This is a genomic window from Parerythrobacter lutipelagi (genome assembly GCF_005434975.1).
Taxonomy (GTDB): domain Bacteria; phylum Pseudomonadota; class Alphaproteobacteria; order Sphingomonadales; family Sphingomonadaceae; genus Parerythrobacter_A; species Parerythrobacter_A lutipelagi.
Genome location: NZ_SKCJ01000001.1, coordinates 1,209,635 through 1,223,971 on the forward strand (window position 1 = coordinate 1,209,635; position 14,337 = coordinate 1,223,971).

Genomic DNA, 14,337 nt, shown 5'->3' on the forward strand with positions numbered 1-14,337 from the left:
TTTGTTTGCCCAAGGGTCAGGTCAGCACTTCGGCCCGCAGCGCCTTGCGATCGAGCTTGCCGATAATCGTTTTTGGCAGCTCTTCGCGCACCACGACGTCGGACACGCGCTCATGCTTGCCGAGCCGCGCATTGGCCCATTCAGCCAAGCCGGAAGATTCGGCCGGTTCATTGAGCGTCACATAGGCACGCGGCGTCTCGCCCAGGTAATCGTCCGGAACGCCGATCACCAATGCCTCCTTGATCGCTGGGTGCTCGACCAACACCGCTTCGACCTGGCTGGGAAACACTTTGAAACCCCCGACAGCGATCATGTCCTTGATCCGGTCGACGATGGTCAGGAACCCGTCTTCATCGAGCTGCGCGACATCCCCGGTGCGAAGCCATTGTTTGCCATCACGCTGCACGAACACCTCCGCCGAGGCCTCCGGCATATTCCAGTACCCGCGCATGATCTGCGGGCCGTGTATTGCCAGCTCTCCAGGTTCACCTTCCGGCGCAAGTTTCTCCGGGTTTTCCTTGTCGAGCAGAATGATTTCCGTTCTGGCCACAAGCTGGCCAATCGAACCGGGCTTACGCACCCCTTGATACGGATTGGCGGAAACTACGCCTGAACTTTCAGTCAGGCCGTAGCCTTCGACCAGCCGCACGCCGGTCAGCTCTTCCCATTTTTCGCGCAATGGCGCGGCAAGCGGTGCACCGCCGGAAATGCACACTTTGAGCGAAGAGAGATCCGTCTGCCGGAGCAAGGGGTGATCGACCATCGCCTGAAACATCGTCGGCACGCCGGGAAAACCGGTCGGTCCGGTGCGCGCAATGGTCTTGAGCACGTCCTCGGTATCGAAGCGCGGGACCATCGCAATGGCTGCACCGGTCACCACAGCATGATTGAGGACGGCAGTGTTGGCGAAGACGTGGAACATGGGCAGCGCGCCCATGATCACATCATTCTCCGGGCTCTCGAACGAGTTGATTGCCGCGACCTGCTGCGCGTTGACCGACAGGTTTGCGTGCGTCAGCATTGCTCCCTTGGGCCGCCCGGTGGTGCCGCCGGTATACTGAAGCAGCGCAACATCCTGCGTATCGATAGCAGGGAGATCGCCGTCGGTGTCGCCTGCCAGCCAGTCATCCCATATGGCCACGTCACCGCGCTGGGGGATCGCTGCAATCTGGCTGCGCTTGAACAAGCGAAAGGCAAAGCTCTTGAGTGTGGGCAACTGGTCCGACAAGCGGGTAACTGCCAACTGCTCGAGCGAGGACGCATCGAGGACTTCCAGCGCAGTGGGCAACAACGCTGGCGCATCGAGTGTAACGAGCAGCCGCGTTCCCGAATCAGCGACCTGATGCGCCAATTCGTCGACCGAATAGAGCGGCGAGAAGTTCACCACCGTCGCCCCGGCCATCATGGCCCCGTAATACGCAGAAACATAGGCTGGTACGTTGGGCAGGAACAATCCCACACGATCGCCCTTGCCGATGCCGCGCGCTACCAACCCGTTCGCGAAGCGCAGAGCTTCCGTGTGCAGATCGTCGTAGGAAAAGCTTCGCCCCATGAAAAAGGCCAGCGGTTTCGCCCCTCGCCGTGCGACCGCTTTCGCGAACATCTGTGGCAGGGTTTCAGGCTCGAACTTCGTGTCCCACGCTGTCGGGTGGTGGTAGGGCAATTTACTGACATCCATGTCAGCATGGATGGAGGCCGCGCTGTAATTGCGCAAGGAAAAAGGCGCCGGGACTCGAGGTCCGCAGCGCCTTTTCGCCTTATTCGGTAATGATTTGCGTCGTTATTTTGCCTCAGGCTTCGCCTTCGCTGGCTTCCTCGGCCCGCTTGGCTTCGAGCCACGCAGCAGCTTCGGCTTCCTGCACCGCTTCCGCTGCCGCCTTTACATTGGCATCGCGCTCAGCGCGCAATTCCTCGATCAGGCGATCCTTGTCGCTGGCTTGATCGGAGGCAACTGCGTCTGCGTCTTCAGTGAGACCCGCCTTCTTGGCAGCCTTTGCGACGACTGCGTCAAGCTCGCGCTGCGAACAAAGGCCCAGTGTGACCGGGTCTTTTGCTTGAATATTCTGAATGTTCCAGTGGCTGCGTTCACGGATTGCGTTGATCGTGTTGCGGGTCGTGCCGATGAGCTTTGAAATCTGCGCGTCTGAGACTTCCGGATGGTTGCGCAGGACCCAGGCAATTCCGTCCGGCTTGTCCTGCCGCTTGGATACCGGCGTATAGCGCGGGCCCTTGGTGCGGGTAACTTCGACCGGGGCCTTCTGCATTTGCAGATCGTAACTCGGATCCGCCTCGCCCTTTTCGATTTCCGCCTGCGTCAGCTCGCCCGAATGCAGCGGGTCACGTCCGGTGTATTTGCTGCTGGCGAGATCATCGGCCATGGCCTGAACTTCGAGGATGTGCAGGCCGCAGAATTCTGCGATCTGTTCGAAGCTCAGCCCGGTGTTGTCGACCAGCCAGGTGGCGGTCGCATGCGGCATCAGCGGCTTGGGTTGGTCGGCCATGATGGCGTGTCCTGTCGTTTGTGCAAAATATAAGGGCCGCCCCTTGCGGAGCGGCCGTGCAGTCCATGATCTAGGCGATCTGCGCCCGATGGGCAAGCGTTTACGCCATCACGCGCAATCCGCCCTACCCGCCGCCGACCTCGAGAATGATCTTTCCGATATGCTCTCCCTTTTCCATCCGGGCGTGTGCGCCGGATGCATCGGCCAAGGGATAAGTCCGGTCCATCACGGGGCACACTTCGCCATCGAGGAATAACGGCCAGGCATTTGCTTCGATTTCCGCGCAGAGCATCGCTTTGAATTCGTCACTTCGCGGGCGCAGCGTCGACCCGGTCAGCGTCAGACGGCGGCTCATAATCACCGCCATGTTCAGCTGTGCCGTCATTCCGCCGAGCACAGCGATGGTCACATGCCGCCCGTCTTCAGCAAGACACTTGAGGTTGCGCGGGACGTAGTCGCCTGAAACCATATCGAGCACAATTTCCACGCCATTCCCGTCAGTGATTGCCCCGATCTCTTCAACGAAGTCGGTCTCGCGGTAATTGATTGCGTGGTCCGCACCGAATTTCTTCGCAGCCGTGCATTTTGCGTCGCTGCCGCAGGTCACGATCACATCCAGACCGAAAGCCTTGGCCAGCATGATCGCCATCGTTCCGATGCCGCTGGTGCCGCCATGCACGAGCAAGCGCTCGCCCTGACGCGCATAGCCGCGCTGAAAGACGTTGTGCCACACGGTGAAAAGCGTTTCGGGAATGGCCGCCGCTTCCGCCAGCGGGATGGCATCGCCAACCGGCAGGCATTGGCTGGCCGGTGTGCGGCAATATTGCGCATAACCGCCGCCTGGCGTCAGGGCGCACACGATCCGATTGAGCCATTCGGGCTCGACTCCATCGCCGATCGACACCACCTTGCCGCTCACCTCGAGGCCGAGCAGCGGAGAAGCACCTGGCGGCGCAGGGTAATGTCCCTGCCGCTGGATCACATCGGGACGGTTGACGCCGGCATAGGCAACTTCGATCAACACTTCGCCTGCACGCGGTTGCGGTACGTCAACCTCGGTCAGCGCCAGCACCTCTGGCCCTCCCGGGCTGACGAAGTGGATCGCTTTCATTTTCTCGGGAATTTCTTGCGCCATTGGCCCTCCGTGAGCGAAAGCTTGTTGCCTCCGTGCGACAGGGTGCGCACGATTGGCGGGGGATAGACACCGCAGCGATTGACAGCAAGCGGCACAAGCCGGAAGTTACCCGCAATGGAACTCGATGATCTGCCGCGCCCCAAGGGCGACGCTGCGAGCAAGCTCGGACTTGAAGACCTTGCGCCCTATTCGCTGAACGAGCTCGACGAGCGGATCGCGCTGCTCAGGGCCGAGATCGGCCGCGTCGAGGCGCACCGCGACAAAGCCTCCGCCCATCGCTCTGCAGCCGACGCGCTGTTCGGCAAGCCCTCTGCATGATGTGCCGGGGTCGAAATCGCCGGACCCCGACCTATATGGAACACATGCCAATCGATGCGGCCTGTTTAGATCGCGTTAACCATGTTTCCCCATATTCCTTATTGAGGGAATATCCGTCCCCATCGACGAAAGACCGCTGAATGCCCAGTTTTGCACAAAACCTCGAAAAAACGCTCCACAACGCGCTGTCGAATGCAGCCGAGCGGCGGCACGAGTATGCCACGCTCGAGCATCTTCTGCTTGCTCTGATTGAAGATGAAGACGCGGCGCAGGTGATGAACGCGTGCGGTGTGGAGATGGATGTGCTGGGCGAGGCAGTGAAGCAGTATCTCGATCAGGAATACCAGGCTCTGAAAGCGGAAGACGATGCCGATCCGCAGCCGACCGCCGGTTTCCAGCGAGTCATCCAGCGTGCGATTTTGCATGTCCAGTCGAGCGGCAAGGACACAGTAACCGGTGCCAACGTGCTGGTCGCGCTGTTTTCCGAGCGTGACAGCTACGCGGTCTATTTTCTGCAACAGCAGGACATGAGCCGGCTCGATGCGGTGAGCTTTATCAGCCACGGCATCGGCAAGGGCGGGAAGCAGCTCGAATCGAAACCGCCACAGGGTGCCGATGAGACGCAGACCGGTGATAACGATAAGGGTGACAGCAAGAAGGAAACCGCGCTCGACCAGTTCACGGTCAATCTAAACAAGCGCGCGCAAGACGGCAAGATCGATCCGCTGATCGGCCGCGGGCCCGAGGTGGACCGCACAGTCCAGATTCTCTGCCGGCGGAGCAAGAACAATCCGCTCTATGTTGGTGATCCGGGCGTAGGGAAGACCGCGATCGCAGAAGGTCTGGCGCGCAAAATCGTTGAAGGCGAAGTGCCGGACGTCCTGAAGGATGCGGTGATCTACTCGCTCGACATGGGCGCTCTGCTCGCAGGCACGCGCTATCGCGGCGATTTCGAGGAACGGCTCAAACAGGTCGTGAATGAACTCGAAGGCATGCCGGATGCGGTACTGTTCATCGATGAAATCCACACGGTGATCGGTGCCGGCGCGACAAGCGGCGGCGCTATGGATGCCTCCAACCTGCTGAAGCCTGCGCTTTCAAACGGCTCGATCCGCTGCATCGGCTCGACCACCTACAAGGAATTCCGCAACCACTTCGAAAAAGACCGCGCGCTGCTCCGCAGGTTCCAGAAGATCGATGTCAACGAGCCGACGATCGAAGATACGGTCAAGATACTCAAGGGCCTGCGCAGCGCGTTCGAAGATCACCACAAGGTGAAGTACACGCCTGACGCGCTCAAAACCGCAGTCGAGCTTTCGGCGCGCTATATCAACGACCGAAAGCTGCCCGACAAGGCGATCGACGTGATCGACGAGGTTGGCGCGATGCAAATGCTGGTGCCTCCAAGCCGCCGCAAGAAAAAGATTACCGCGCGTGAGATCGAACAGGTTATCGCGACAATGGCGCGCATCCCGCCGAAATCGGTGTCGAAGGATGACAAGAAGGCGCTCGAGAACCTCGAACGCGACCTCAAACATGTCGTCTTCGGTCAAGATCCTGCGGTTCGCAAAATTTCGACCGCGATGAAGCTTTCCCGTGCAGGCCTGCGCGATCCGGACAAGCCGATCGGCTCGTTTCTGTTCAGCGGCCCGACGGGTGTCGGCAAGACCGAAGTCGCGCGCCAGCTGGCCAGTATCATGGGGATCGAGCTCAAGCGGTTCGACATGTCCGAATATATGGAACGCCACAGCGTATCGCGCCTGATCGGTGCCCCTCCGGGCTATGTCGGTTATGATCAGGGCGGATTGCTGACCGATGCGATCGATCAGAACCCGCATTGCGTGTTGCTGCTCGACGAAATCGAGAAAGCGCATCCCGACCTGTTCAACATCCTGTTGCAGGTGATGGATAACGGCCGCCTGACCGATCATCACGGCAAGACAGTCGACTTCCGCAACGTCGTGCTGATCATGACGACCAATGCCGGCGCGTCCGACATGGCAAGCCAGGGCATCGGTTTCGGTGACGTGTCCAAGGAAGACGCGAGCGAAGAAGCGGTGAAGCGCATGTTCACTCCGGAATTCCGCAACCGGCTCGATGCGATCGTGCCCTTCGGATACCTCGGCAAGAGCACCGTCGCCCGCGTGGTCGACAAATTCATCCTTCAGCTCGAATTGCAATTGGCCGAGCAAGACGTCCACATCCAGTTCGACAAGGAAGCGCGCGAATGGCTTGGCGACAAGGGATATGACAAGCTTTACGGCGCCCGGCCGATGTCCCGTCTGATTCAGGAAAAGATCAAGCAGCCGCTGGCCGAAGAGTTGCTGTTCGGAAAGCTGGCCGACGGCGGCGAAGTCCATGTGAGCGTGAAGGACGGCAAGCCGAGTTTCGAAATTTCGCCTTCTCCGCCCAAGGCGAAGCCTAAGCGCAAGCCACCAGCGAAGAAAAAGCCCGCTGCAAAAAAATCAGAGCCTGGTCCGAAGTCGGATTCAGCTGACCCGAAAGCGAGCGAGAGCAAGGACAAAGACTGATCCTAAGTCGCTGAACACATTTGCGGGGCGCGCGCCGGGAACGGTTCGCGCCCCGTTTTCATTCTAGCTGTGATGTCCGCTGCCTTTTCCTGGATCAAGCCCGAACCGCACGGGATATATGTAGCCCCCGCCGATTGCTGGATCGACCCCTCGCGCGCGGTTGACACGGCACTTGTGACTCATGGCCATGCCGACCACGCACGGGGCGGACATGGCAAGACCGTCGCCACACCCGAAACACTGGCGATCATGAAGTTGCGCTACGCAACTGCGGATGGTGCGACGCCGGTATCCTACGGCGAGACGATCCGATTGCCGGGCGGCGTCGACGCGACATACATCCCGGCTGGCCATGTGCTGGGTAGCGCGCAGATCCTGCTCGAACATGCTGGCGAGAGAGTTGTGATAACCGGCGATTACAAGCGCCGCCATGACCCCACCTGCCCGCCGTTCGAAGCGGTTCCATGCGACATCTTCATCACGGAGGCGACCTTCGGCCTGCCGCTCTTCACCCATCCACCAATTGAAGACGAAATGGCCAAGATGCTCGAACGGCTGGCAGCTCAGCCTGATCGCTGTGTGCTCGTCGGAGCCTATGCGCTTGGCAAAGCGCAGCGCGTAATTGCCGAGCTGCGCCGTGCGGGCCACACCCGGCCCATCTATCTCCACGGCGCGATGGAAAAGATGTGCCGCCTGTATGAGGAATACGGGGTCGATCTTGGCGAACTGCGCCTCGTGTCCGATCACGCGAAAGACGATATGCGGGGCTCAATCGTTGTTTGCCCGCCATCTGCGCTGAATGATCGCTGGAGCCGGCGCTTGCCCGAGCCAATCACAGCGATGGCGAGCGGCTGGATGCGCGTCCGGCAACGGGCGAGGCAACGCAACGTCGAGCTGCCGCTGATCATTTCCGATCATGCCGACTGGGGTGAATTGACCGCGACGATCGAAGAGGTTGATCCGCACGAGACCTGGATCACCCACGGCCGGGAGGAAGCGCTGCTGCGCTGGTGCCAACTCCACCAACGCCGCGCGCGCGCCCTCGCATTGGTCGGTTACGATGACGAGGATGACTAAGCGGTGGAAGCGTTTGCCGCCCTCATCGATGCGCTCGTCTACACGCCTGGCCGCAATGAAAAGCTGCGTTTGATCGGAGAATATCTGCGAGCGACGCCCGATCCCGATCGCGGATGGGCCCTCGCGGCTCTGTCCGACGGGCTCGACTTCCCGGCCGTCAAATCCTCCACCATCCGCAACTTGATGAAGGACCGGATCGACCCGGTGTTGTGGACGCTGAGCCGCGATTTCGTCGGCGACACGGCGGAAACCGCGAGCCTCCTCTGGCCTGTCACGGCAAGCGATGGGACGGCAGTCCCAAGTGTGACACAAGTGGTCGAGATACTATCGTCGACCAATCGCAACACTGCACCGGCCGAACTGGCGCGCTTGCTCGACCGGCTAGACCCGTCAGGCCGCTATGCGCTGCTGAAACTGGCGACTGGAGCCATGCGGATCGGCATCTCGTCGCGGCTCGCCAAAGTCGCATTCGCGCAGGCCTTCGACGTGCCGGTCGAGCTGGTCGAAGAGTACTGGCATGGGCTTGAACCACCCTATCCCGATCTTTTCGCTTGGGCTGCGGACAACGCGGATCCGCCGGATACAGAGAATATGCCGCTATTCCGGCCATTCATGCTCGCCCATCCATTGGAGGAAGCCAAACTCGACCTCGCTGACTATGCGGCAGAGTGGAAATGGGACGGCATCCGGGTCCAGCTTGTTCACGCTGGCGGCGAAACGCGGGTCTATTCACGCTCCGGCGACGATATCTCGCCCACCTTCCCCGAACTGGTCGATGCCTTTCGGGTACCTGGCATACTCGATGGCGAATTGCTTGTTCGCGGGGCGGTCCAGGGGGGTGAAAAAGGCGGCGCTGCCAGCTTCAATGCATTGCAGCAACGGCTCGGCCGCAAGACTGTCTCGAAGAAGATGCTCGCTGAAAGCCCCGCTTTCGTGCGCCTCTACGATGTGCTGCAATGGCAGGGCGAGGACCTGCGCGAAGCGGCATGGAACCAGCGGCGCGAAAGGCTTGAGACCTTGCTCCCCGAGCTTCCAGACAGCCATTTCGACTTATCGCAGCTCGTCGAAGCACGGGATTTCGACCATCTCGCTGAAATCCGCGAGGGTACGCGTGACGATGCCATCGAAGGGTTGATGCTCAAGCGGCGGGACAGCCCGTATATTGCCGGGCGCCGTGTCGGATACTGGTACAAGTGGAAGCGCGATCCGCTGCTGATCGACTGCGTGTTGATGTATGCCCAGCGCGGCAGCGGCAAACGGTCGAGCTTCTATTCCGACTACAGTTTCGGCTGCTGGGACGGCGATCCCGATGCGGGCGCTGAGTTGCTGCCGGTGGGCAAAGCCTATTCGGGCTTCACCGACGAGGAGCTGAAGAAGATCGACCGCCATGTGCGGCGCAACACCGTCAACCGCTTCGGTCCGGTGCGCGAAACCGACAAGAGCCTGGTGTTCGAAGTCGCCTTCGACAGCGTACATCTGAGCAAGCGGCACAAGTCCGGCCTCGCCATGCGTTTCCCGCGTATCCACCGCATCCGCTGGGATAAACCGGCGCACGAAGCCGACAGGATCGATGCGCTCAGGGCATTGATCAGGGACTGACGCGCCACTAGTACGGGTTTCAATGAGAAACTGAGGAGAGCCACGTGTCCTACGCCCATTCGACGTTAGCTACTTTTGGCCAGATGCTTGGCACGCTCGCGCATCTTCTCGATAAAGCCGAGAAGTCCGGCAACACCGATCTGCTGGACGCCCGGCTTGCGCCGGACATGCTCCCACTCGCCACGCAGGTGCGCATCGCGGTCTTTCAGGTGCTCAACACGCTCAACCGCCTTGCCGGTGCTGATCTAACCCCCGAGGAGGAAGATCCCGAAAGCTTCGCCGATGCGAAAGCGATGGTCGCGCAGGCCCAGGACGCGGTGAGTTCCACCACCGCCGAAAGCTTCGTAGCGGCCGACGCGCCAGTCGAATTCGATATACCCAACGGCATGGAGTTTGCGCTGTCAGCGGAAGAGTATGTTCGCGACTGGAGCATCGCCCAGTTCTATTTCCACGTCACAACCCTCTACGCGATTCTGCGGGTTCAGGGTCTTGAACTCGGCAAAGCCGACTTCGTGTCATACATGATGCGACATCTCAAAGCACCGGCTTCTGCCTGATCGAAGAATCACGCCGGCTTTTGGCGCGAAGTTGCGCGGCGCAACAACACGAGCTTTGCTCCCGTTGCTTTCATCCCGCGCACCCGATTGACCCGCACCGCCAGCCAGTCCTTGAGCGTCTTTGCGCCTTTGGATTGCTTCGGTGGCAGGCGTTTCAACCCGCTGCCGCGCCCTCGCCGAGCGCGGCTTCAACCGCGGTCCTGTGGGCTCGCGCATTCTCGACATAGTGCGCCACACCCAAGCGCATTCCAGCAATGGCTGTATCGCTCAGCCCCTTGAGCGGTTTGGCAGGTCGCCCGGCCCACAGTTCGTGCGCGCCCATGACCTTGCCTTCGGTCAGCATCGCACCCGCTGCCAGCATGGCGTCGCTGCCGATGACCGCATTGTTCATTGCGATGGCTCCGAGCCCGACAAAGCCGCGATCCTCGATCCTGCAGCCGTGAACCATCGCCATATGACCGATCAAAACATCATCGCCGATGATCAACGGAGACCCGTCGGGATCACCCGGACGGGGCGGATCGCAATGCAGGACACTGCCGTCCTGCACGTTCGACCGCTCACCGATCTCGATCCTGCTCACATCGGCGCGCAGGACGCAATTGTACCATACTGAACTGTCGGCCCCGATGGTGACATCGCCGATGATCGTGCAGCCGGGAGCAATGAACGCGCTATCGTGGATCTGCGGCGTCTTGCCGTGAATCGGAATGATATTCACACCGGGGCGGCTCACTGTCATTTCTGGCTCCTGTGCCACTCTTCGGCGGCGATGCTGTAAAGGATCGTCGTTCGGTCCTCAGATGGATAGTCCGGGTCATCAAAGTCGAGGTCGGTTCGCCGTGTCATGCCGAGCTTTTCCATCAGCTTCCAGCTTGCGCGGTTGCGCAGGCTCGTCAAGGCGACGACATGCGGGGCTCCGATCCGCCCGAATGCCCAATCGAGCACGGCACGCACGGCCTCTTCCGCATAACCCTGCCGCCAACGATCTTCGCGCACCAGCCAGCCAACCTCGTGATCGCCCTGATTTCGGGCCAGAGGATTGTCGACCCGCTTCAAGCCGCAATGGCCGATCATCTCGCCGGTTGCCTTCTCGATCATGAACAGAAAGCTGAAGCCGTCCTGCGCATAGAGTGCCATGGATTTGGCGTGCTTGGCTTCGATCTCATGCAGCTCTTTCACACCGCCGAGCCGGGCCATCACCTGTGGGGTGTTGAGCAGCCGAGCTTGCAATACGGCATCGCCCTCTTCGATGGTGCGCAGGATCAGCCGTTCGGTCTCGCAGATGATATCAGCCATTCTGCGTTGTCCACATAGCGCGATCAATCGAATATACGATGATCACCGGGTTTTCAGGGTCGAAATCACTGTTGGAAAAGTCCAGGTCTTCGCGCCGCTTCATGCCCAGCCGCTTCATCAGGCCCCAGCTCGGTGCATTGCGTTGAACCGTCAAGGCAATGACTTCGCCGGCAGCGAACCGGCCAAACGCGAGATCGAGCGAAGCTGCGGCAGACTCTTTCGCATAACCCTGTCCCCAAGCCTCTTGGCGCAGGCGCCAGCCGACTTCCATCATGCCCATCGGACCACCCTGCTGGTTGCTGCGCTTCAGCCCGCAGAAGCCGATGATGGCACCATCGTTCTTTCGTTCAATTGCCCAGAAGGTGTGGCCATGGTCGCGCCTGTATGACAGCAATCTGTCCTGCGCCGCCAACCGCTTGTCCGCATCGCATACCCCGCCAAGCCAGCGCATGACTTCGGGTGTGTTGGTCCCAGCCCAGAATGGCTCCCAGTCGTCTACTCGCCAGTCGCGCAGAACCAGACGGTCCGTTTCAAAGCGAAAGTCAGTTCCCATGACCACGAACCACGGTCAGCCGCCGAGCAAGCGTGCCGCGACCGGCGCGTGATAGGTCAGCACTCCACTGCATCCAGCACGCTTGAAGGCGAGCAGCTTTTCCATCAACAGCTCATCGCGGTCTCCCACACCGGCCGCCGCGCCCGCTTCGATCAGCGCATATTCGCCGCTGACCTGATAGGCGAAGACCGGTACGGAAAATGCCTGCTTTGCACGCCAGATGACGTCGAGATAGGCCAGTCCCGGCTTGACCATGATGCTATCGGCTCCCTCGGCAATATCGAAAGCAATCTCGCTCATCGCTTCGTCACCGTTGGCCGGATCCATCTGATAGCTTTTCTTGTCGCCCTTGAGCAGCCCCCCGCTGCCCACGGCATCGCGAAACGGCCCGTAAAAGGCCGACGCATATTTCGCCGAGTAGGCCATGATCTGGACGTTGGGGTGGTCGTTCATCTCCAGCGCCATGCGGATCGCCCGCACCCGTCCGTCCATCATGTCCGACGGGGCGATGATATCTGCCCCGGCATTCGCCTGATTTATCGATTGGTCGACCAGCACTGCGACGGTATCGTCATTGACGACATAGCCAGTGTTATCGAGCAAGCCGTCCTGACCGTGGCTGGTATAGGGATCGAGCGCGACATCGGTGAGAATACCGATACCCGACCCGCAGGCATCGCGGACCGCCTTGATCGCGCGACACATGAGATTGTCCGGATTGAGGGCTTCTTTGCCATCGTCCGAGCGGCGGTCCGCCTGCGTGTTGGGAAACAGCGCTATACAGGGGATGCCAAGCGCGGCCGCCTCTTTTGCTTTGGTGGCGATCCCGTCGATCGACCAGCGCGATACGCCGGGCAAAGTCCCGATTGGCTCTTCGATGCCCGAACCCTCGGTGACAAACAAAGGCCAGATAAGATCTGCCGGCGTCATCACGGTCTCGCGATACATCGAGCGGCTCCACGCGCTCGCCCTGGTGCGGCGCAGGCGGGTATTGGGATAGCTTCCGGTCATAAAGCGAACCTGTGCCGCAATTGACGCGTCCATTCAATCGTCGAGAGAGCTGGCGGTGTTCAGCTGACTTTGCGCGGCTGGTCGAGCTTGTCGATTTCACGAACCGGCTCTTGCGAAAGGGTTTCGGTCGGAGTTTGCTCGAGTTCGTCGAGCGCCGCGCCGGCTTCAACCGTCCGCAGTTTGGCCAATGCATCGCGGAAGCGCCTTAGTTCGTCGCCGCTCAACTGCGCACGAGTAACGAACTGGACGCTCGCCGGATCCACCGCCCGCCCGTTGCGATACATCTCGTAATGAAGATGCGCCCCGGTAGAGAGCCCCGTAGAGCCGACGTAGCCGATCACCTGACCGCGGCTTACCCGCTGGCCATTGCGCACAGCGACACGGCTCATGTGGCAATAGCGTGTTTGCAGCCCTCCGCCGTGACTAAGGCGGACGGCGTTGCCGCACCCACCCATACGCCCGGCGCCGTTTACGGTACCTTCAGTAACAGCAACGATCGGCGTGCCATAGCCAGCGCGGAAATCGAGCCCGGAATGCATCCGGCGATAACCGAGAATGGGATGGCGACGCATACCGAAACGCGAGCTTACCGCGCCCGGAACTGGCCGAACCAGTCCGCTGCGTTGTTCCCCCACGCCGGATGCCTCATAGAATTTGTCGTCCTGGCCCCAGCGCATCAGCTGAGTGCTGGGTTTTCCGCCTCTTTCGATTCCTGCGTAGAGCAACTGCCCAGCCTGCCGCTCACCCGTTGCCGCGCGGCGATGCGAGACGATGATGTCGAATGTGTCGGTCGCACGAACATCGCGCGCCATATTCACCTGCTCCCCAAGGGTCGTGAGATATTGCTGGACCGCGCTTGCGGGCGCGCCTGCGGCACGGGCTGAACGGTACAGGCTGTTGCCGACAGTGCCGCGTATCCGCAGCGGCGTATCGTCCACCCGAATCGGAATCCTTCGCAGTGCGAGATTCCCGCCGGTCCGGTCGACCGCAAGCTGCAGATCGAACCGGGCACGGAAATTGAGCGCATCGAGTGGGCGAGCTTCACCCGGAGCGGGGCGCCGCCCCAAGGTTATTTCAACCTGCGTGCCTGATTCAATGTCGCGCAGCGATACGCTGCGTTCGACCAGTTCGGTCACTCGGGCCGCATCGGCAGAGCCGACGCCGGCTCGCTGGAGCATCCGATTGAAACTGTCGCCCTGCGCCAGTGTTGCCAGCAGCTGGATTTCGGGCCGTTCCGGGGCTCGGGCCAATTCCTCTACCACCGGTGTAGCGCCCATCTGGCGGCCGCTGTCTGCACCCAACGCAAGCGGCATGATCATTTGGCTGCGAAATTCATCCTGCGCAGCCTTGTCGATTTCCATCGCCGGTGCCGCCTCGACTGGAGAGAAATCGGGCCACATCGCTAGTGCACAGGCAGACAGGCCGAGAAATGTCCCGACGCCGCGGAACCAGCGGCGACTTCCGATCGATTCCGCCAGGCTGGGGGCGAGATCCAGCTGGCTCAGCTTCTCCGACGCGGTGAAGCGCCACTCGTCATATCGTTCACGCAGGCTGACTGCCCGTTGCAGTGTTCTTGGTCTGGAATCATCGACAATCTGCGAATGCGCGAGCGCAACGGTGCGCCACGATGCATCGCTATCCTGCCCGGCCTCACCGGCTTCATCGATTTCGCGCGGTTTGTACAACGCGCCCTCCTTAGAAGGCCGCTCTTACTTGCGACCCGACCCGTTGGGCCTCTGTGCGCGAGAACCTTGCC

The 14,337-nt window shown here is 60.8% G+C and carries 13 protein-coding genes; 5 read left to right on the plus strand and 8 right to left on the minus strand.

Going from position 1 to position 14,337, the window contains the following annotated elements; translation table 11 throughout:
• Positions 1–16: 16 nt before the first annotated feature.
• The 3 genes from E0502_RS06030 to E0502_RS06040 all read right to left on the minus strand — a co-directional run bounded on the left by E0502_RS06030 (position 17) and on the right by E0502_RS06040 (position 3,636).
• Positions 17–1,678: a long-chain-fatty-acid--CoA ligase gene (locus E0502_RS06030; RefSeq protein WP_137677006.1), complete on the minus strand. Its 1,662-nt coding sequence runs from the start codon at positions 1,676–1,678 to the stop codon at positions 17–19.
• A gap of 112 nt (positions 1,679–1,790) precedes the next feature.
• The gene (locus tag E0502_RS06035) at positions 1,791–2,501 is read right to left on the minus strand and encodes a DUF1013 domain-containing protein (protein WP_137677007.1); all 711 of its coding nucleotides are present in this window, start codon (positions 2,499–2,501) and stop codon (positions 1,791–1,793) included.
• A gap of 124 nt (positions 2,502–2,625) precedes the next feature.
• On the minus strand, positions 2,626–3,636 hold the full coding sequence (locus E0502_RS06040) for an NAD(P)H-quinone oxidoreductase (RefSeq protein ID WP_240048882.1): 1,011 nt from the start codon (positions 3,634–3,636) through the stop codon (positions 2,626–2,628).
• A 114-nt stretch (positions 3,637–3,750) separates the two neighbouring features.
• Between E0502_RS06040 and E0502_RS06045 the strand changes: the two genes are divergently transcribed.
• The 5 genes from E0502_RS06045 (at position 3,751) to E0502_RS06065 (ending at position 9,718) form a co-directional block, all read left to right on the plus strand.
• Positions 3,751–3,954, plus strand: a complete 204-nt coding sequence (locus E0502_RS06045; protein WP_137677008.1) for a DUF1192 domain-containing protein — start codon at positions 3,751–3,753, stop codon at positions 3,952–3,954.
• Positions 3,955–4,094: 140 nt separating this feature from the next.
• Positions 4,095–6,485 carry an ATP-dependent Clp protease ATP-binding subunit ClpA gene (gene clpA, locus E0502_RS06050; protein WP_137677009.1) on the plus strand — a complete coding sequence of 797 codons (2,391 nt, stop codon included), beginning with the start codon at positions 4,095–4,097 and terminating at the stop codon, positions 6,483–6,485.
• 72 nt (positions 6,486–6,557) lie between these two features.
• Positions 6,558–7,562, plus strand: a complete 1,005-nt coding sequence (locus E0502_RS06055; RefSeq protein ID WP_192895928.1) for a ligase-associated DNA damage response exonuclease — start codon at positions 6,558–6,560, stop codon at positions 7,560–7,562.
• Positions 7,563–7,565: 3 nt separating this feature from the next.
• The gene (locus tag E0502_RS06060; RefSeq protein ID WP_137677011.1) at positions 7,566–9,161 is read left to right on the plus strand and encodes a cisplatin damage response ATP-dependent DNA ligase; all 1,596 of its coding nucleotides are present in this window, start codon (positions 7,566–7,568) and stop codon (positions 9,159–9,161) included.
• Positions 9,162–9,205: 44 nt separating this feature from the next.
• A complete protein-coding gene (locus E0502_RS06065) occupies positions 9,206–9,718 on the plus strand; it encodes a DUF1993 family protein (RefSeq protein WP_240048883.1) in 513 nt (170 codons plus the stop codon).
• Between the two features lie 154 nt (positions 9,719–9,872).
• On the opposite strand, the gene E0502_RS06070 is transcribed toward E0502_RS06065, so the two are convergent.
• Genes E0502_RS06070 through E0502_RS06090 form a run of 5 tightly spaced genes read right to left on the minus strand, consistent with a single transcriptional unit; the run spans position 9,873 to position 14,266 of the window.
• On the minus strand, positions 9,873–10,460 hold the full coding sequence (locus tag E0502_RS06070; RefSeq protein ID WP_137677012.1) for a gamma carbonic anhydrase family protein: 588 nt from the start codon (positions 10,458–10,460) through the stop codon (positions 9,873–9,875).
• Positions 10,457–11,017, minus strand: coding sequence for a GNAT family N-acetyltransferase (locus E0502_RS06075; protein ID WP_137677013.1), 561 nt, complete (start codon positions 11,015–11,017; stop codon positions 10,457–10,459). The genes E0502_RS06070 and E0502_RS06075 overlap by 4 nt, the downstream gene beginning before the upstream one ends.
• Positions 11,010–11,570, minus strand: a complete 561-nt coding sequence (locus tag E0502_RS06080) for a GNAT family N-acetyltransferase (protein WP_137677014.1) — start codon at positions 11,568–11,570, stop codon at positions 11,010–11,012. Before E0502_RS06080 ends, E0502_RS06075 begins: the two co-directional genes overlap by 8 nt.
• Before the next feature lie 15 nt (positions 11,571–11,585).
• Positions 11,586–12,581 carry a porphobilinogen synthase gene (gene hemB, locus E0502_RS06085; RefSeq protein WP_137677015.1) on the minus strand — a complete coding sequence of 332 codons (996 nt, stop codon included), beginning with the start codon at positions 12,579–12,581 and terminating at the stop codon, positions 11,586–11,588.
• Positions 12,582–12,640: 59 nt separating this feature from the next.
• Positions 12,641–14,266 carry a M23 family metallopeptidase gene (locus E0502_RS06090; RefSeq protein ID WP_240048884.1) on the minus strand — a complete coding sequence of 542 codons (1,626 nt, stop codon included), beginning with the start codon at positions 14,264–14,266 and terminating at the stop codon, positions 12,641–12,643.
• Positions 14,267–14,337: the final 71 nt, after the last annotated feature.

Bases quoted from the DNA above. Each gene is read 5' to 3' on its own strand.
- E0502_RS06045 (WP_137677008.1), top strand. From the start codon at position 3,751: ATGGAACTCGATGATCTGCCGCGCCCCAAGGGCGACGCTGCGAGCAAG.
- E0502_RS06080 (WP_137677014.1), bottom strand. From the start codon at position 11,570: ATGGGAACTGACTTTCGCTTTGAAACGGACCGTCTGGTTCTGCGCGAC.
- E0502_RS06040 (WP_240048882.1), bottom strand. From the start codon at position 3,636: ATGGCGCAAGAAATTCCCGAGAAAATGAAAGCGATCCACTTCGTCAGC.
- clpA (WP_137677009.1), top strand. From the start codon at position 4,095: ATGCCCAGTTTTGCACAAAACCTCGAAAAAACGCTCCACAACGCGCTG.
- hemB (WP_137677015.1), bottom strand. From the start codon at position 12,581: ATGACCGGAAGCTATCCCAATACCCGCCTGCGCCGCACCAGGGCGAGC.
- E0502_RS06030 (WP_137677006.1), bottom strand. From the start codon at position 1,678: ATGGATGTCAGTAAATTGCCCTACCACCACCCGACAGCGTGGGACACG.
- E0502_RS06070 (WP_137677012.1), bottom strand. From the start codon at position 10,460: ATGACAGTGAGCCGCCCCGGTGTGAATATCATTCCGATTCACGGCAAG.
- E0502_RS06075 (WP_137677013.1), bottom strand. From the start codon at position 11,017: ATGGCTGATATCATCTGCGAGACCGAACGGCTGATCCTGCGCACCATC.
- E0502_RS06035 (WP_137677007.1), bottom strand. From the start codon at position 2,501: ATGGCCGACCAACCCAAGCCGCTGATGCCGCATGCGACCGCCACCTGG.
- E0502_RS06055 (WP_192895928.1), top strand. From the start codon at position 6,558: ATGTCCGCTGCCTTTTCCTGGATCAAGCCCGAACCGCACGGGATATAT.